This window comes from Natrialba sp. PRR66 (assembly GCF_034808065.1).
In the GTDB taxonomy this organism is placed as follows: Archaea; Halobacteriota; Halobacteria; order Halobacteriales; family Natrialbaceae; genus Natrialba; species Natrialba aegyptia.
In genome coordinates, this window is the sequence record NZ_JAXHGN010000007.1 from 306,820 (window position 1) to 324,066 (window position 17,247).

Consider the following 17,247-nt stretch of genomic DNA (forward strand, 5'->3'; position numbering starts at 1 on the left):
AAGTTTGTGTTACAATACCAATCACACGATCGAACCGAGCCGCTGGTTGCTCGTTCGGTCGCGGCGCGAGCGCGACAATCGACGCCGCGCTACTGACGGACGATCCGCTAGGGACAGCTCCTGCGGTCGGGGAGTTGACTCGTCGGATCACTCGGTACGGATCGAAACGACGGGGACGGACGCGTTGAGCAGCACCGACTGGGCGACGCTTCCGAACAGCGCCTTTCCGACCGGCGAGCGCTTCCGTCCCGCGACGACGATATAGCTCGCCCCCTCGTCGGCGTAGCTGCCGATCTCGTCCGCGGGATCGCCCATGAGGCCGACGGGCGTCGCGTCGACGTTCGCCCGGTCAATGGCTTCCGCTGCGATGTCCGCCGCGATCTGCACCACGTCTTCGGTCGGGATCGTCTCTCCCGTTTCGTTCACGGTCGTCCGCTCCAGCGAGACGAACTCGTCGCGGGTGAGAACGTGAACGATTTCGACCGGCTCGTCGAACGCCTCGCCCAGTTCGTGTGCTTGCCTGACGATATTCGGCGCTCTATCGGACCGATCGACTGCTCCAATGACAGTCATAGCTACACTCTCCATCTCCGTCCATAAAGAATTTACTCGGGTTCGATCGCAGTACCCGCGGAAACCGCGCCGCTGAGATCGGGCAGCCGTCGAAACGCTGGGTGTCTCCAGTTCGACGATGACGCCGGAACGGGACTGTCGTTCGAATGCTGGCGTTTAGCGGTCGGCTTCAGCGGCCGACGGACGATCCCGCCCGGACGCCTCGCCGGATAAAATTCGTCCCAAAATGGAGAGAAACCAGGGGGTATCTTTATGTTTATACTCTTTGATCATGGTATTGTGAACCTGGCACACGGCGTTAAATAACACATACCAGGATTCGTGGCTCGATAAGCATGTCCGAGAGAAAGCAACGACAGCAGGTGGTAGCAGCAAGCACATCGACCAGGCGACGGTTCCTTCGAGTGGCCGGCGCCGGGGCGGCCGTATCGCTAGCAGGATGTCTCACAGAAGACGGGCCGGGTGTCGAAGCCGACGAAAATTGGGAGCCGTCCGAGACGATCCGATACATCGTTCCGTACGACGAGGGCGGTGGGACCGACGTGTACGCACGCGGCATCGTCGAACCGCTCACCGACGCCATGGGGCAAGACATTCAGATCGACAACGTGCCCGGCGGTGGCGGTCTCAACGGCTTCGGCGACCTCTACGGATCCCAGCCCGATGGGCACACCATCTCGGGAAGCGCCGTCCCGCTCGAGGTAACACCGCAACTGCTCGAGGATCCCGGGTTCGACCAGCGCGATCTGAACGGGCTCGGCATCATCGGTCGCTCGACGTGGTGTCTCATCGTCAACGAGGAGTACGAAGGGGAAGTCGAGACGTTCGACGACGTCAAAGAAAAGCACAACTCCGGTGAGTGGGACTCCATCGGCATTCAGGAACCGGGAAGCCCGCAGGACATCATGACGCTGCTGGCGAAACACGAACCGGAGTACGCCGACGAGTACGACTGGCAGTGGGAGAACCGCGTTCAGTACACCGGCACCGGGCCGATTGCTGAGGCGGTGACTTCCGGCGAGGTGCCCTGTGGGATCGGGACCGACGCCGGGACGCGACCCAACGTCGATTCCGGCGGAGTGTACCCGATCTGTACGTTCTTCAGCGAGGGGACCGACGTGTATCCCGACATCCCGTCGGTCACCGACGAGGGGTACCCGAACATGGACTTCGTCGCGGGCGTCAATCGCGGCCTGTACGCGCCGCCGGACACGTCCGAGAACATCATCGACGAACTCGCAAATCGAATCGAAGAAGCCACTCAGGACGAGCGATACGAGGAGTGGTCCGAGGAGACTGGGAACCCGATCTTCTTCGAGGGCCCCGACGCCGCTACCGCGGCCATCGACGACGCCTTCGAAGAGTTCGAAGACCTGGACATCGTCAGTCTCGTCGACGAACACTCCTAGTTCGGAGTGGTACTGCAACCGCTATATTATAGCTATGAGTTCAAAACACACCGAAAATAACGTAACGGCGGAGCAGATCATGCTCGTTGTTCTGATCGGGGTGAGTGCGCTATTCATCGTCGAGCCGATTTTGAGTAACTACCCCGACGACGCTCGAGTGTTCCCTCAGTTGACCGCGTCGATCGTTTTCGTCGGCTCGCTGTTGTTACTCTTCCGGGACTATCTTCCGGGGCCGCTCCGGACGTTCGTCGCCGAGAGCATTTCGATTACGAGCACCGACGAGTCAGACATCCCCGGAAGTAAAGCGAACCTCGAGGAATCGGAGACGACCGATGAGGTGTACGAAGCGGAGACGCTCGGAGCCGAGTACGGCTACAGGGTGGACGAGACGACGTTTATGGTGGTCACGACGATCCTGTACTTCGCGGGCGGGTGGGCCGCCGGCTTCCTCTTCGCGACGCCAATTTACGTCCTCGGCTATACGCTCTGGTTCCGTACCAACCCCGTTACCAGCGTCTTGCTCGCCGCCCTGGGGACGTTCGTCATCTACCTCTTCATGACGTACCTCGTCCTCCCGTTCGACCAGGGACACATCTTCGATTTCAGTCCGTTCCTGCCGCTGCTGGCCGAGCCGATCACCGGGGGTGGGGTGTAAATGGCGGCGGTCAGCGCCTTCTTCGAAGGACTGTCGATCGCGCTGAGCTGGCCGACGATCGGATGGCTCGCGGTCGGAATGATGCTCGGCATCGTCCTGGGAGCGCTCCCGGGTATCGGTTCGCCGGTCGGGATGGCGATCGTGCTCCCGCTTACGCTGCCGCTCGAGACGACGGCCGCGATCATCCTTCTGGTGGCGATCTACAGCGGCGCGATGTTCGGCGGCTCGATCGCCGCCATCCTGCTCAACGCTCCGGGCACGGAGTCGGCCGCGGCGACGACGCTCGACGGGTATCCGATGGCACAGAACGGCCTGGCGAAGAACGCGCTGGCGATTGCGACGGCGGCGTCGGCGCTGAACGGCTTCCTCGCAGCGATAGCGCTGATCGTCCTGTCGCCGCTGCTTATCGAGATCGTCCTCGCGTTCGGGTCGCCGGAGTACTTCCTCCTCGCCGTCCTCGGCATCTCTCTCATCACGATCGTCACGCAGGGATCGATCGTCAAGGGGCTCGTCGCCGGTGCGCTCGGTTTCATGATCTCGACGATCGGCACCGCGATCCTCAGTCCGCGTCCGCGCTACACGTTCGGGCAGTTCGGACTCTACAACGGGATCGACTTCGTCGCGGCGCTGATCGGGATGTTCGCGTTCGCCGAGATGATGAAGCTCGCAGCACAGAAGCAGATCTCTCAGGACGACCTCGATATCGCGGGCAGTGTTCGCGAAGGGGCGAAGACGGTGTTCAAGTACCCGGTGACGACGATCAAGTCCGGACTGATCGGAATGGGAATCGGGATGATCCCCGGCTCGGGCGCGACGACGTCGACGTTCGTCGCGTACGCGGAGGAGGCCCGCTCGTCGGCCACAGACGGATCGTTCGGCGACGGGGACCCCCGCGGCGTCATCGCACCCGAGGGGGCGAACAACCCGACCGTCAGCGGCTCGCTCATTCCGACCCTGTCGTTCGGCATTCCGGGCAGCGGTTCGACGGCCGTCCTGCTCGGCGGTATCCTGATGCACGGACTCCAACCGGGGCCCGTCCTCTTCGGCGAACAGCTCCACATCACGTACGCGCTGTTCATCTCGCTGTTCCTCAGCAACATCCTTATCGTCGTCGTCGGCCTGACGGTGATTCCATACGCGAGCAAGATCACGGAGATCGATACGAACCTCATCATCCCGATGGTCATCGTCCTCTCGTTCGCGGGGGCCTACACGCTCAATCAGAACTGGTGGGACGTCGGTGCCGTCGTCGTGCTCGGCCTTCTCGGGTTCTACATGGTCCGGTACAACTACTCGGTCATCGCGTTCGTCCTCGGTATCGTTCTCGGTCCCATCGCCGAGCAAAATTTCTTCCGGTCGCTACAGATCTCCGGCGGCGAGTACACGATCTTCGTCGATCCGGTGAACCAGCCGCTCTCGTTTCTGCTCACCGTCGCGATTCTCGTCGTGCTGTTCGGTCCGTTCGTGAAGGGACGCGTCGAACGAGCCGTCAGCCGGACCTGAACTCTTTCCATCGCCTTCCCGTCGTTCCGCTCACGTCGACCGTCGTCTCGTAAGCGTTCGTGGCGTACGGCCCGGTTCCGGACCGGATCAATCACAAGGTCTAACTGAACGGCACCGACCATTGTAGTATGGTAGACGATTGGGAACACACGTCACTGAACGACCTCGAGACGAATCCGGAAAAACCGGGACGGCGATGGGAGGTGTCACCGGCGCTGGGTATCGACGAGTTCAATTTCAACGTGGCCGTGCTCGAGCGGGAGGAGAGTCTCTCACAGAATCACTTCCATTATCACGAAAATCAGAAGGAGCTGTTTTACGTCGTCTCCGGTGCGTGTCGCGTCGAAACGCGAGAGGAGGGTTTCACCGCGACCGAAGACGAGTTCATCGTCTTTCGAGACGGGCCGGCGGGCGCACACCTCGTGTACAATCCGTTCGACGAGCCGTGCAAACTCGTTGCGATCGGTTGGCCGCAGGACGGTCGGTATCCGGTTCGCCAGCTCGAAACGGCGGCGGACGTAATCGACGCGACCGAAGCGGAGCGCGACTGAATCGGACGACGGGACGGCGCGAGCGCGACGGTGTCGCCGTCCGATCGGAATTGTCCCGCTTCGCGTCGTCGCGTCCCCACCCGTGCGAACGATCCGGAGGTGACTCGTCCCCCTCGAGATCTGTCACAACAGCCCAGTGCTGCTGTAGCCGTCTCCGCTAGATCGTGCTGTATGCGACGAACTGCCTCTCGTGACCGTCTCTCGCCGACGTGTCGTGGGCCGGCATCGGGAAGTCAGGATGATCGAAGCTGTGCCATTGGGCGATGGCTCTGGGCGAAATCCGCAATCACCGCCCCGGTCAACTGTTCGATGACGTAGTAGGTGATGATCGCGAGGACGGCGATCCCCGACGCGTACTCGGCGGCGATGAGCAAGGCGATACCGAGGTTCTTGAAACTGCCAGCGAAGAATATCGGGAGGATTCGCCGCCGACCGAAGTCGCAATAGCGCCCCGCGGCGTACGCCATCGCCGATCCGAGCCCGAGAATCGCGATCGAGATGACGACCAGGTTGAGGAGAGTGCGAACGGGAACGGTCGCAGGATCGGCACCGGCGACGCCCGTGTAGATGATGAGCGCGATTGCAGCGCCGGACCCGTACTCCGCCGTTCGGTCCGAGAGCGCAGCGTCCGGAACCAGCCTCGCGAGTACCACGGCGACGCCGACGATGAGCAGGACGTCGGTGAGAATCGATCGGACCGGAACGGCCCCGTTCCGACCGGCGAGGACTAGAAGTAACAGCGGCGTCGCGATCGGTGCGAGGAGGATCGACGCGATCGAAACGATCGCAGCGAGCTGTGTGTCACCGCTGGAGAACCGCGTCCAGACGATCGCGCTCCCCGCCGTCGTGGGGACCGCGAGCGTGATTGCGATCCCCGTGAGCGCCGCGTTCGAGAGCGCGAAGCTCGCGAGCGCAACGCCGACGAACGGAAGCAAAACGTATCCGAGGCCGAGCGAGAGGGCGGCCGGCACCCCGACCGCGTACGGGTTCACCTCGCCGAGGGAGAGCCCGCGAACGGAACTGTACACGAGGAAGATCACCAGCGGCGTCAGGAGCACGCTCGTGTACCGCTCGGGACCGGGAACCAGCAGTCCGGCGGTCGCCGAGAGGAGGACGACCATGATGTTCTTTTGATCAGCCAGGCGGCCGAAATCGGGGAGTGCCATCCGGGTAGTCACGTTTCGACCCTCGGAACGCCGTCGGCGTCCGAGCAGCGCGTAGTTCGGGACACGGTGCCGGGTTATTTATTCGTTGGGTCGGTCGCGAGTTCGGTCCGGTTCAGTCCGGTCCAGTCCAGTCCGATCTTCCGTCGAATCGCGACGCGAAGCGGCACAACAGTTATGTGCATTCCCTGTACTAACGTGTACCACGCACAGAACGTGCAAGCAAGTAGCAACCGACCGGTAGCTGCGGCAGGATCCGCAAACGGTCGCGAGGTCGCGTCCCCCCGTATTCGGTTCGACGTTCGGTGGGAGAGCGACCGGGGGCGTGGATTCACGTCTTGTGCCAGCCCCGTGCGGGAGACGAACGCCGTTCTCGCTTGCACTACCGAGATGCGGGCGTCCGAGACGATACCAGCACACACCGAACACACATGGCTACGAACGACCGACCGACCGACGGAGACCCAGCGATCGACAGTCGTGCGGAGTACAACTATCGAACCGAGACGGCGAACCGCCCGGACCTCACGGCGGCCCTCGAAGCGCGCGTCGACGGCGAAGTCCGCTTCGACGAGTACTCGCGGGAGATGTACGCGACCGACGCCAGCGCGTACGAGGTCCTCCCCATCGGCGTCGTCTATCCGACCGGGACCGACGACGTGGCGACGGTGATGAACTACTGCGCCGAGCGCGGGATTCCGGTCCTTCCGCGGGGCGGCGGGACGAGCCTGGCCGGGCAAACGGTCAACGAGGCGGTCGTCCTCGATTTCACGCGCGACATGAACGACGTGACGCGGGTGGACCCCGATTCGGGGCGGGCCCGCGCCCAGCCGGGGGTCACGATTGGGGAGCTCAACCGGACGCTCGAGCCTCACGGGCTGAAGTTCGCGCCCGATCCGTCGACCGCCGACCGCAGCGCGCTCGGCGGGGCGATCGGGAACAACACGACCGGCGCACACTCCCTGAAGTACGGCAAGACGGACGCCTACGTCGAGGAGGTGGAAGTCGTGCTATCCGACGGAACGGTGACGACTTTCGGCGAAAGTGCCGTCGACGAACTCCGCGCGAGCGCGGACCCGGACGGCGAGTTGCTCGAGCGGATCCACGACGCGGTCGTCCGGCTCATCGACGACGAGAGCGAGGCGATCGAGGCCGCCTACCCGACGCTGAAGCGAAACGTCTCGGGCTACAACCTCGACGGGTTGGTCGACGACGCGGCGACCGGGACCGTCAACCTCGCGAGGCTACTGGTCGGGAGCGAGGGCACGCTCGGCATCGTCACCGAGGCCGAGGTATCGCTCGAACCGATCCCCAACACGAAGGCCGTCGCGGTGCTCTGTTACCGCAGTCTGCTCGACGCGATGGACGACGTGGACGCAATCTTGGACCACGATCCGGCGGCAGTCGAGGTGATGGACGACGTGTTGCTCGACCTGGCCCGCGACACCGAGGAGTTCGCCGACGTCGTCGACATCCTCCCGGAGGGGACGAACTCGTTCCTGCTCGTCGAGTTCTACGCCGCGGACGACGCCGACCGCAGGAAGACGGTCGAGCGGCTGCTCGACGACCGAGCGGGTGAACTCGCGTTCGACGCGCTGACGGCCTACGACGAGCAGCGACAGCAGCGCCTCTGGAAGATGCGGAAGGCGTCGACGCCGATTTTGCTCTCCCGGACCGGCGACGAGAAACACATCGCGTTCATCGAGGACATCGCGATTCCGTCCGAACACCTCTCCGAGTACATCGCCGACTTCCAGGAGATCATGGAAGACCACGACACGTTCGGTAGCTTCTACGCCCATGCCGGTCCGGGCTGTATTCACATCCGTCCCCTGGTCAACACGAAGACCGCGGCGGGCGTCGAGACGATGGAGTCGATCTCGGACGACGCGACCGATCTCGCGGTGAAATACGGCGGGAGCGTCTCCGGCGAGCACGGCGACGGCCGCGCGCGCACCCAGTGGAATCGGAAACTCTACGGCGAGCACGTCTGGCAGCTCTTCCGCGGCTTAAAGACCGCGTTCGACCCGGACTGGCTGCTCAATCCGGGCTCGGTCTGCGGCGATCACGACATGACCGAGCATCTCCGGTTCGGCCCGGACAGCCGGTTCGAGGCCGGGTTCGATCCGGTGCTTAACTGGGACAACGAGAACGGGTTCCAGGGCATGGTCGAACTCTGTCACGGCTGCGGCGGCTGTCGGGGTAGCCAGGCGGGAACCGGCGGCGTCATGTGTCCGACCTACCGGGCGACCCGGGAAGAGATTACGAGCACGCGGGGTCGAGCGAACATGCTCCGGCAGGCGATGACCGGGGACCTCCCGCCGGAAGAGGCGTTCAGCGACGAGTTCGTCACCGAGGTGATGGATCTTTGTGTCGGCTGTAAGGGCTGTTCGAAGGACTGTCCGAGCGAGGTCGATATGGCGAAGCTGAAAGCGGAGGTCGAACACGAGTACCACGAGCGCCACGGCGCGTCGGTGCGGGACAGGTTGTTCGCGAACATCGGTATCCTCTCGACGCTCGGCAGCGCCGCCGCGCCGCTGTCGAACTACGCGAGCAAGGTTCCGGGCGCGCGGACGGTGCTAGAGAAAACGATCGGGATCGCCCGCGAGCGGTCGCTGCCGACGTTCCACCGCGAGACGTTCGTCGACTGGTTCGAATCCCGCGAGTCGCGGGTCGACCCCGACGCCGCCGAGCGCAACGTCCTGCTGTTCCCGGACGTGTACACGACCTACAACGACCCCGAAATCGGGAAAGCAGCCGTTCGCGTGCTCGAGGCCGCCGGCGTCCGCGTCGAGCTTCCGGACGGCGTGACTTCGAGCGGCCGGCCGGCCTTCTCGAAGGGGTTTCTGGACGACGCGCGCGAGCGGGCCGATCGGAACGTGAACGCGCTCGTTCCCAGGGTTCGGAACGGCTGGGACGTCGTCGTGTGCGAGCCGAGCGACGCCGTCATGTTCCAGTCGGAGTATCGGGACCTCTTGACCGGGAGCGACGTCGACGCGGTCGCCGAGAACACCTACGGCGTCTGCGAGTACGTTGATGTCCATCGGCTCGACGAGTCCCTCGAGTTCCGGACTGTCGGCGAGCAACTCACCTATCACGGCCACTGCCACCAGAAGGCGACCGGCAAGGACCACCACGCCGTCGGCGTGTTACGGCGGGCGGGATACGGCGTCGATCCGCTCGACAGCAGCTGCTGCGGGATGGCCGGCTCGTTCGGCTACGAGGCTGAACACTACTCGATGAGTCGCGCCATCGGCCGACTGCTCTTCGACCAGATCGAGGCAGGCGACGGCGACAGCGTTGTCGCGCCGGGTGCCTCCTGTCGAACGCAGATCGGCGACGAGTACGACGACAATCCTCCACACCCGGTGACGAAACTCGCCGACGCGATCGCCTGAGCCGGTGCTGGTTCTGGTCCCGGTGCTGGTTCTGGTCCCGGTGCTGGTTCTGGTTCCGGTGCTGGTTCTGGTTCCGGTTCACAACCGATCGGGATCCCGAACTGAAACGCTGCCGAACTCGCGACGAACTCGTTCCGGAACGGTCGTCGGTGGCGTCACGCGGTCAGGCCGGAGCGGATGATACGCGAGGCAGCGACGAAACGGGCAAACTCTTCCGCGTTTCGGACGACCACTTCGACTCGAGTTCAGCGGCCTCGGAGATGTCTGTTCCGTTCCCCGATTTCATCGACCGTCGATTCGAGATCCTGACGACCGACTCGAGACGTGTGGTACCTCCATCGCGCCCGGTGGCTGCGCCCGCGCGTCGCTCGAGGTGTCGAGTTCTACATACGAGAACGTCCGAATATCCGGGATCGTATCGAGTTACAACTGTACCGTCGCACAACCGCTCGATCGACCGGTTTCCGGCGGTCACACTGTCTGCTGCGAACCGAGTTCGGACGACGCCCGAACGTCTCGCAAACTCCCCGAGAATCACAGCCGATCCCTCGCTGCGTGAACGGGAGCTCGGTCTCTGAGTATTCTGAGACAGAGAACGTCCGATTCCTGGACAGTTTATATGGTTCGTGGAGCAGAACGGTCATTCGTCCGACCGGTCGGACGGAGTTTACATCTGTATGCCCGTAAATAGGCGGGACACGAGCATCCTCGTGATGCAGCGGTCTCGTGCGGTGTGTTCCCAAGCCATTCTGATATAGAGAACGGATGTGCGATAGCGTTCTATCACCGCGGGTTACCAGCGCCATCTCATGCCGGTTCAGTCGTCGCTGTCCCATCGTTTCGATCGGCCGAATCCGTTCCGTGAGAACGAACACGGCGAACGCCGCTCGGCGTCGACGACGGACTGGTGATACGAAGACGCTCTTTGCGGTTCCCGCACGACGAATCCGCGACCAAGATCGGCCGGGCACGGCCGTTCGACGAACTCGTGGTCCGTCTGCGAATCGACGCCGTTGTCCGGTGTGATGTTCCATTCCATAGACTTATTATTTGTCGAACGATACCACAGTTCATGGTACACGAAGTGGCGACTATCCCGGGGGACGGTATCGGACCGGAAGTCATCGATGCGGTACAACCGGTCTTCGACGATGTCTCGGAACGGTTCGAGTTCGACCTCGAACTGGTGCGGTACGATTGGGGTTCCGAACGATACCTCGAGAGCGGTTCGATGATGCCCGACGACGGACTCGACGAACTCGCGGGGTACGACGCAATTGTGCTCGGCGCAATCGGCCACCCCGACGTGCCCGACCACGTGACGCTGAACAATCTGCTCCTCCCGATCCGGAAGGGGTTCGACCAGGCCATCTGTAAGCGGCCGGCGATCCTCTTCGACGGCGTCGAGAGCCCGCTCGAGGGGTACGATGGCGGCGACATCGATTTCGTCGTGTATCGCGAGAACACCGAAGGGGAGTACGCCGACATGGGCGGGCAGGAGCACCCCGGCCACGGCCACGAGGTCGCGATCCAGAGCGCGGTGTTCACGCGAACCGGGACCGAGCGGATCGTGCGAGCCGCGTTCGAGGCTGCGACCGAGCGCGAGGGACGGGTGACCAGCATCACGAAATCGAACGCGCAGGCCCACAGCATGGTATTCTGGGATCAGATCGTCGAGGACGTCTCGGCCGAGTACCCGGACGTGACGGTCGAGCGGCTGCTCGTCGACGCCGCGAGCATGGACTTCATCCGCCGACCGGAAGCGTTCGATGTCGTCGTCGCGTCGAATCTCTTCGGCGACATCCTGACCGATATCGGGGCGATTATCACCGGGAGCATGGGGCTTGCCCCGTCGGCCAACATCAACGTCTCGGGAGAATACCCGTCGATGTTCGAGCCGGTCCACGGAAGCGCACCCGATATCGTCGGCGACGGCGTCGCGAACCCGCTCGCAACGATCCTCTCCGCCGCGATGCTGTTCGACCACCTCGACGAAACCGAGGCCGGAGATGCGGTCTGGAGCGCCGTCACCGATCAGCTAGCGGATTCTGACGCCCCCCGGACGCCGGATCTGGGCGGGTCCGCAACGACGGCGCAGGTCGTCGCGGATCTTCGTACCCGACTCTAACGCTGGTTCCGAGACGACGGCCGATTCACTTCTCATACGTCCGTAACATTCAATTCGATCCCCGGAGAGCAATAGGTATGACCGAGCGAACGGAGCTCGACCAACTATACGTCCACGAATCGGTCGAAAACGTCATTCCCCAGGACGCGTTCGTCGACGCGTTCGACGAGGTATCGATCCCCGCCGAACTCGTCGGCGACGGTCGCGAATACGACGCCTCCGACGCGATAGCGACGTACGCACCGCGACCGGAGTTCCTGGACGCGGGGTGGGTCCACTGCATTCGCGCCGGCTACGACGAGTTCGATACCGACGCGTACGACGCGGCCGGCGTGGCGTTCACGAACAGTTCCGGCATCCACGGCTCGACGGTCGGCGAACTCGCGCTCACCTTCATGCTCTCGCTCGCTCGTTTAGGCCACCGCTACCGCGATCACCAGAACGAGCGAAGCTGGTGGGAGCCGCCGTACGATCGCCCGTTCACGATCGAGAACGAACGCGTCTGCGTCGTCGGCCTCGGGACCATCGGCGAAGCGGTTGCGACTCGCTGTGACGCCCTCGGGATGGATGTCGTCGGGGTTCGACGCTCCGACGAACCGGTCCCGGGCGTCTCCGAACTCTTCGACCCGGATCGCCTCCACGATGCGATCGAGAACGCTCGCTTCGTCGTTCTCACGGTCCCGCACACGCCGGAGACCGAGGGATTGCTGAGCGACGAGGAGTTCACGGCGATGCGAGACGACGCCTTCGTTATCAACGTCGCTCGCGGTCCCGTCGTCGACGAGGAGTCGCTCATCGCGGCGATCAAGAACGGCCGGATCGCGGGTGCGGGACTCGATGTGTTCGAGACGGAACCGCTCCCGGACGACTCGCCCCTCTGGGACCTCGATGAAGTCATCATCTCTCCCCACAAGGGGTCCGCGACGAATCGGTACCACCTCGATATCGCCGATCTCGTCGTGGAGAACGTACAGCGGTACCAATCGGGCGATATCCTGAAGAACCGCGTCGCCTGACGGTGACGAGACCGAGTACGACCGACCCGTTCGTCGATGGCTCGACACGCACGCGGGACGCCGGGAGGAGTACGCCAGCGGGAGCCCCGTTGTGTGTTCGTCGGTTTCATCGTAGTTATGGATGTTTTCTTCCTAATTTGGAGAGATAATAATGCAGCAGTCACCCTCTAGTGACATGCGTTCCTCTTTACCAGCTTCACTACTAAAGATACTACCGAGGGTGCCGGTACGGAGCGTGTATCGACAGGGACCGGCGGCAGATCGGATGTGCGCTCGTAATCGAACTCGTCCCGATAACCTATAAGGGAGCCTATTCATACCAACGTATGGTCACGATTGCGAATCGGAGCGCGCTCGAACGGACACCGGCACACGCACTCGCCCTCGACTGCCTCGTCGCCGGAATGGAGGCCGCACATCCGGAGGCGATCGTCGAGGAGACGGTGTCGGTCGACGACGGGCTGCTCCGCATCGACGGCGAGTTCGACGACGAGTCGGCCGAGTACGATCTGGCGCAGTACGAGCGGGTTTTCGTCGTCGGCGGTGGTAACGCGGCCGGTCACTTCGCGCGGACGTTGGAGGAGATTATTGGACCGTGGATAACTGAGGGGGTGGTCGTCACCGACGATCCGGCCGGCGCGTCGGTCGTTGCGGAGTTGGACGGCGATCACCCGATTCCGAGCGAACGCGGCGTCAACGGCGCCGAGCGCGTCCTCGACACCGCCGAACGCGCCGGTGACGACGATCTCGTCCTCGCCTGCGTTACCGGCGGCGGGAGCGCGCTGCTTCCGGCTCCGGTCGAACCGCTCTCGCTCGCGGACCTGCAGGCGGTGACGGAGTCGCTGCTCCGCTGTGGCGCCTCGATCGACGAGATCAACGCCGTTCGGAAACACTGCTCGGCGATCAAGGGTGGCAAGCTCGCCCGCGCTGCATCACCGGCGACAGTTGTGACTCTCGTCATGAGCGATGTCATCGGCGACGACCTCGGCGTGATCGCGAGCGGGCCGACTGCGCCCGATCCGACGACGTACGCGGACGCACTCGACGTGCTGGCTCGGTACGACCTGTCCGCCCCCGAAGCGGTAACGTCGTACCTAAAGGAGGGCAACCGCGGAGTGCATCCGGAAACAGTCAAACCGACGGATCCGCTGTTGGAGACGGTCAACTCCCACATCCTCGGAAGCGGTCGGACCGCGATCGACGCGGCTCGGTCGGTCGCCTCGGAGCGTGGGTACACGCCCCTCGTGCTCTCCGCTCGCGTGCGCGGAGAGGCCAGCGACGCGGCGATCACACACGTCGCGATCGCCGAGGAGTGTCACGTCACTGGTGAACCGGTTGCCCCGCCCGCAGTTCTCATCTCCGGCGGCGAAACGACGGTCACACTCGCGGACGATCACGGAAGCGGCGGCCCGAACCAAGAGTTCGTTCTGAGCGGGGCGGTGGAACTCGACGTTGACGATATCGTGGTCGCGAGCGTGGACACCGACGGGATCGACGGTATGACCGAGGTCGCCGGCGCGATTGCGGCCCCGCCTGAGATTCCACGCGACGAGGGACGTGCCGCGCTGGCGCGCAACGACGCGCAGCCACTCCTGGCGGACGCCGATTCGATCGTCCGCACCGGACCGACCGGCACGAACGTCAACGATCTCCGCGTTCTCGTCGTCTCTGACGACTCGAGCGCGTGATCGCAGCCGCTGCTGTCCCGCTCGCCCTTTCTCGTGGGTGAGTTTGACAGACACAGCGTTTATCATTATTGATGTCGCAGGTACTGCTAATGGCTGTTGAAAAGCCCACCGGCGGCCTCCGAAACTACGAGGAGTTCCGCGATGAACTCGATACCGATTACGACGACGTCCGCGAGTACGCGGCTCTCGCGGCCGACCTCCGCTCTGCTGTCGAGGGCGAGGTCCGCTTCGACGAATACGCGCAGGTCTTGTACGCGACCGACGGCAGCATCTATCAGGCCCGACCCGCGGGTGCCGTTCTCCCCCGTGATGTCGAAGACGTGCGCAACGCCGTGCGCGTTGCGGCCGACCACGACGTTCCGGTTATCGCGCGCGGGGCGGGATCGTCGCTGGGCGGGCAGACGGTGGGACCGGGGTGCGTCGTGCTCGACATGACGACTTACATGGACGACATCCTCGAGGTCGACGTCGACCGGCAGCGGGCGCGCGTCCAACCGGGTGTGGTCCAGGATCACCTCGACGAGCACCTCGAGCAGTACGGACTCAAGTTCGCGCCAGACCCCGCCTCGTCGAACCGGGCGACGATCGGCGGCGGCATCGGGAACAACTCGACCGGTGCGCACTCGGTCCGGTACGGCATCACCGACGCCTACACTGAGGCGCTGACGGTCGTCCTCGCCGACGGCTCGCTCATTCGAACCCGCGAAGTCGTCCTCGATTCCGAGGAGTGGGACGAGATCACGTCGAAAGACGACCGCGAGGCGGCGATCTACCGAACCGTCCGCGCCCTCGTCGAGGAGAACGCCGACGAGATCGAACGGCGGTATCCGGAACTCAAGCGCAACGTCTCCGGCTACAACCTCAACAAGGTGCTCTACGAGAACGAGGCCGGCGAAGACGTCATCAACCTCACGAAGCTACTCGTCGGCGCCGAATCGACTCTCGGCGTGGTCGTCGAAGCCGAACTCAGCCTCGTGACCCTGCCCGCGGAGACGGCGCTCGTCCTCTACTGCTTCGAGGACCTGGTCGACGCGCTCGAAGCGGTCCCCGAAGCCCTCGAGTTCGCTCCCAGCGCGGTGGAGCTAATGGACGACGAACTGTTCCGGCTCGCCCGCGACTCCGAACAGTTCTCCCGCTACGAGGAACCGATCCCAGACGAGACGGTGGCGGCGCTGATGCTGGAGTACGACTCCGAACTCCACGACGACTTCGAGGCGGCGATCGGGCGGACGAACGCCCACTTCGTCGACGAGGGCGACGCCTTCGAGGCGATGGAAGCCTACACCGAAGACGACCAGGCGGACCTCTGGAAGCTCCGCAAGGCGGCCATTCCGCTGTTGATGAGCCTCGAGGGCGACCCGAAGCCGTACCCGTTCATCGAGGACGCGACGGTGCCGCCCGCTGAACTCGCCGAGTACGTCGAGACGTTCATGGCCGTCCTCGAGGACCACGACACCTCCGCGGCCTATTTCGCGCACGCGGGGAGCGGAACGCTGCACATCCGGCCGATCCTCACTCTGAAGGACGAGGCGGGGGTCGAGACGATGCACTCGATCACCGAGGACGTGACCGATCTGGTCCTCGACCACGACGGGGCGTTCTCCGGGGAGCACGGCGACGGGCTCGCGCGGACGGCGTTCAATCCGAAAATGTACGGCGACGACCTCTGGGCGGCCTTCCAGGAGGTCAAATCGGTCTTCGACCCCGACTGGCGGATGAATCCGGGGAAGGTTGTCTACACCGACGAGGCACCGACGGACATGCGAGAGAACCTGCGATACGGGGATACCTACACCTCGATCGAGCCCCGGACGAAGCTGGACTTCTCCGATGAAGGCGGGTTCGCGCACCTGGTGGAGCTGTGTAACGGCTGCGGGACCTGCCGGCAGACCGACGACGTGATGTGTCCCACCTACCGCGGGATGAAAGACGAAATCGCGACGACCCGTGGCCGGGCGAACATGCTCCGGGCAGCCATCTCCGGCGAGCTTCCCGAGGAAGAAATGTACACCGAGCGCTTTCAGAAGGAAGTGCTCGACCTCTGTGTCGGCTGTAAGGGCTGCAAGAGCGACTGTCCGACCGGTGTCGACATGGCGAAGCTCAAGGCCGAGACCAAGTACCACTACTACGAGCGCGAGGGCGTCGGACTGCGAGAGCGGTTGTTCGGGAACATCGACACGCTCTCGCGACTCGGAAGTGCGCTCGCGCCGCTCTCGAACGTCGGACAGAAGCTCCCCGGGAGCGGCCTCGTTATGGAGCACGTCGCCGGAATCGCGCCCGAGCGGGAGCTTCCGATGTTCCGGCGGGAGTCCCTGCAGGACTGGTTCGCGAAACGCGGACCGCGGGTGAGCCCGGAGGAAGCCGATCGAAAGGTCGTGCTGTTTCCCGATACGTACACGAACTACAGCTACCCCCGGCCCGGGAAAGCCGCCGTGCGCGTGCTCGAGTCGGCCGGCGTCCACGTCGAAATCCCCGACGACGTCGCCCCCAGCGGTCGGGCGGCGTACTCGGTCGGCATGCTCGACGCCGCCGAGGAGCGCGCCCGGCGGAACGTCGACCTATTCACCGAGTTCATCGAGGACGGCTACGAGATTATCGCCGTCGAACCGTCCGATGCCGTGGCGTTTCAAGACGAGTACCTCGATCTAGTGTCGACGGCAGACGCGGAGCGAGTCAGCGCGCATGCGTACGGGATCAGCGAGTTCATGGATACGTACCGCCTCGTCGAGCGACTCCCGCTCGACGAGACGGACGAAACTCTCGCGTACCACGGCCACTGCCACCAGAAGGCGACTGGGAAGGATCACCACGCCGTCGGCGTGCTCCGGCGGGCGGGATACGCGGTCGATCCGATCGAGTCCAGTTGCTGTGGCATGGCCGGCTCGTTCGGCTACGAGGCCGAACACTACGACCTCTCGAAGGCGATCGGCGAGCGTCTCTACGAGAAGTTAGACGAGAGCGACGGCACGCCGGTCGCGCCGGGGGCGTCCTGCCGGAGCCAGATCGGCGACCGGGAGACCCGCGACGAGCGGCCGCCTCACCCGGTCGAGAAGGTGAACGACCTGCTCACGTCGCGAGGCTCGTAGCTCGCTCGCACCGATGCCGTGTGAACGTTTCTGGAAGACGGGCAAATAGTGTCGGCGGCGGTTGCTTTCGAATCCGG

Annotated in this window: 12 protein-coding genes; 9 read left to right on the top strand and 3 right to left on the bottom strand. The window is 63.9% G+C overall.

All coding sequences use genetic code 11. The features are described from left to right. Positions 1-147: 147 nt before the first annotated feature. Positions 148-573: a universal stress protein gene (locus tag SM755_RS22180; RefSeq protein WP_323174600.1), complete on the bottom strand. Its 426-nt coding sequence runs from the start codon at positions 571-573 to the stop codon at positions 148-150. Positions 574-977: 404 nt separating this feature from the next. Between SM755_RS22180 and SM755_RS22185 the strand changes: the two genes are divergently transcribed. From SM755_RS22185 to SM755_RS22200, 4 genes are all read left to right on the top strand, one after another. Next, on the top strand, positions 978-1,982 hold the full coding sequence (locus tag SM755_RS22185; protein ID WP_006667089.1) for a tripartite tricarboxylate transporter substrate binding protein: 1,005 nt from the start codon (positions 978-980) through the stop codon (positions 1,980-1,982). Positions 1,983-2,061: 79 nt separating this feature from the next. After that, positions 2,062-2,637, top strand: coding sequence for a hypothetical protein (locus SM755_RS22190; protein ID WP_369335280.1), 576 nt, complete (start codon positions 2,062-2,064; stop codon positions 2,635-2,637). Continuing rightward, entirely contained in the window at positions 2,638-4,140 is a 1,503-nt protein-coding gene (locus SM755_RS22195) for a tripartite tricarboxylate transporter permease (RefSeq protein ID WP_323174602.1), read from the top strand. It abuts the gene before it with no gap. 128 nt (positions 4,141-4,268) lie between these two features. Next, a complete protein-coding gene (locus tag SM755_RS22200; RefSeq protein WP_323174603.1) occupies positions 4,269-4,691 on the top strand; it encodes a cupin domain-containing protein in 423 nt (140 codons plus the stop codon). A gap of 233 nt (positions 4,692-4,924) precedes the next feature. Here the strand turns inward: SM755_RS22200 and SM755_RS22205 are convergent, their stop codons facing one another. After that, positions 4,925-5,857 carry a bile acid:sodium symporter gene (locus SM755_RS22205; protein ID WP_323174604.1) on the bottom strand — a complete coding sequence of 311 codons (933 nt, stop codon included), beginning with the start codon at positions 5,855-5,857 and terminating at the stop codon, positions 4,925-4,927. Between the two features lie 428 nt (positions 5,858-6,285). Here SM755_RS22205 and SM755_RS22210 point away from each other — a divergent pair, with 428 nt between their 5' ends. After that, positions 6,286-9,252: an FAD-linked oxidase C-terminal domain-containing protein gene (locus SM755_RS22210; RefSeq protein ID WP_323174605.1), complete on the top strand. Its 2,967-nt coding sequence runs from the start codon at positions 6,286-6,288 to the stop codon at positions 9,250-9,252. A gap of 817 nt (positions 9,253-10,069) precedes the next feature. Here the strand turns inward: SM755_RS22210 and SM755_RS22215 are convergent. Further along, positions 10,070-10,291, bottom strand: a complete 222-nt coding sequence (locus SM755_RS22215) for a hypothetical protein (protein WP_323174606.1) — start codon at positions 10,289-10,291, stop codon at positions 10,070-10,072. A gap of 33 nt (positions 10,292-10,324) precedes the next feature. On the opposite strand from SM755_RS22215, the gene SM755_RS22220 reads away from it, so the two are divergent. The 4 genes from SM755_RS22220 to SM755_RS22235 all read left to right on the top strand — a co-directional run bounded on the left by SM755_RS22220 (position 10,325) and on the right by SM755_RS22235 (position 17,170). Further along, positions 10,325-11,380, top strand: a complete 1,056-nt coding sequence (locus tag SM755_RS22220) for an isocitrate/isopropylmalate family dehydrogenase (protein WP_323174607.1) — start codon at positions 10,325-10,327, stop codon at positions 11,378-11,380. A 77-nt stretch (positions 11,381-11,457) separates the two neighbouring features. Continuing rightward, positions 11,458-12,396, top strand: coding sequence for a D-2-hydroxyacid dehydrogenase (gene ddh / locus SM755_RS22225; protein ID WP_323174608.1), 939 nt, complete (start codon positions 11,458-11,460; stop codon positions 12,394-12,396). Between the two features lie 326 nt (positions 12,397-12,722). Continuing rightward, the gene (locus SM755_RS22230) at positions 12,723-14,084 is read left to right on the top strand and encodes a DUF4147 domain-containing protein (protein WP_323174609.1); all 1,362 of its coding nucleotides are present in this window, start codon (positions 12,723-12,725) and stop codon (positions 14,082-14,084) included. Positions 14,085-14,173: 89 nt separating this feature from the next. Further along, positions 14,174-17,170 carry an FAD-linked oxidase C-terminal domain-containing protein gene (locus SM755_RS22235; RefSeq protein ID WP_323174610.1) on the top strand — a complete coding sequence of 999 codons (2,997 nt, stop codon included), beginning with the start codon at positions 14,174-14,176 and terminating at the stop codon, positions 17,168-17,170. The last annotated feature ends 77 nt before the right edge of the window (positions 17,171-17,247 follow it).

What these genes read in the sequence shown, in the direction of transcription:
- SM755_RS22180 (WP_323174600.1), bottom strand. Translation starts at nt 573, where the DNA reads ATGACTGTCATTGGAGCAGTCGATCGGTCCGATAGAGCGCCGAATATC.
- SM755_RS22190 (WP_369335280.1), top strand. Translation starts at nt 2,062, where the DNA reads ATGCTCGTTGTTCTGATCGGGGTGAGTGCGCTATTCATCGTCGAGCCG.
- SM755_RS22195 (WP_323174602.1), top strand. Translation starts at nt 2,638, where the DNA reads ATGGCGGCGGTCAGCGCCTTCTTCGAAGGACTGTCGATCGCGCTGAGC.
- SM755_RS22200 (WP_323174603.1), top strand. Translation starts at nt 4,269, where the DNA reads ATGGTAGACGATTGGGAACACACGTCACTGAACGACCTCGAGACGAAT.
- SM755_RS22205 (WP_323174604.1), bottom strand. Translation starts at nt 5,857, where the DNA reads ATGGCACTCCCCGATTTCGGCCGCCTGGCTGATCAAAAGAACATCATG.
- SM755_RS22210 (WP_323174605.1), top strand. Translation starts at nt 6,286, where the DNA reads ATGGCTACGAACGACCGACCGACCGACGGAGACCCAGCGATCGACAGT.
- SM755_RS22215 (WP_323174606.1), bottom strand. Translation starts at nt 10,291, where the DNA reads ATGGAATGGAACATCACACCGGACAACGGCGTCGATTCGCAGACGGAC.
- SM755_RS22220 (WP_323174607.1), top strand. Translation starts at nt 10,325, where the DNA reads ATGGTACACGAAGTGGCGACTATCCCGGGGGACGGTATCGGACCGGAA.
- ddh (WP_323174608.1), top strand. Translation starts at nt 11,458, where the DNA reads ATGACCGAGCGAACGGAGCTCGACCAACTATACGTCCACGAATCGGTC.
- SM755_RS22230 (WP_323174609.1), top strand. Translation starts at nt 12,723, where the DNA reads ATGGTCACGATTGCGAATCGGAGCGCGCTCGAACGGACACCGGCACAC.
- SM755_RS22235 (WP_323174610.1), top strand. Translation starts at nt 14,174, where the DNA reads ATGGCTGTTGAAAAGCCCACCGGCGGCCTCCGAAACTACGAGGAGTTC.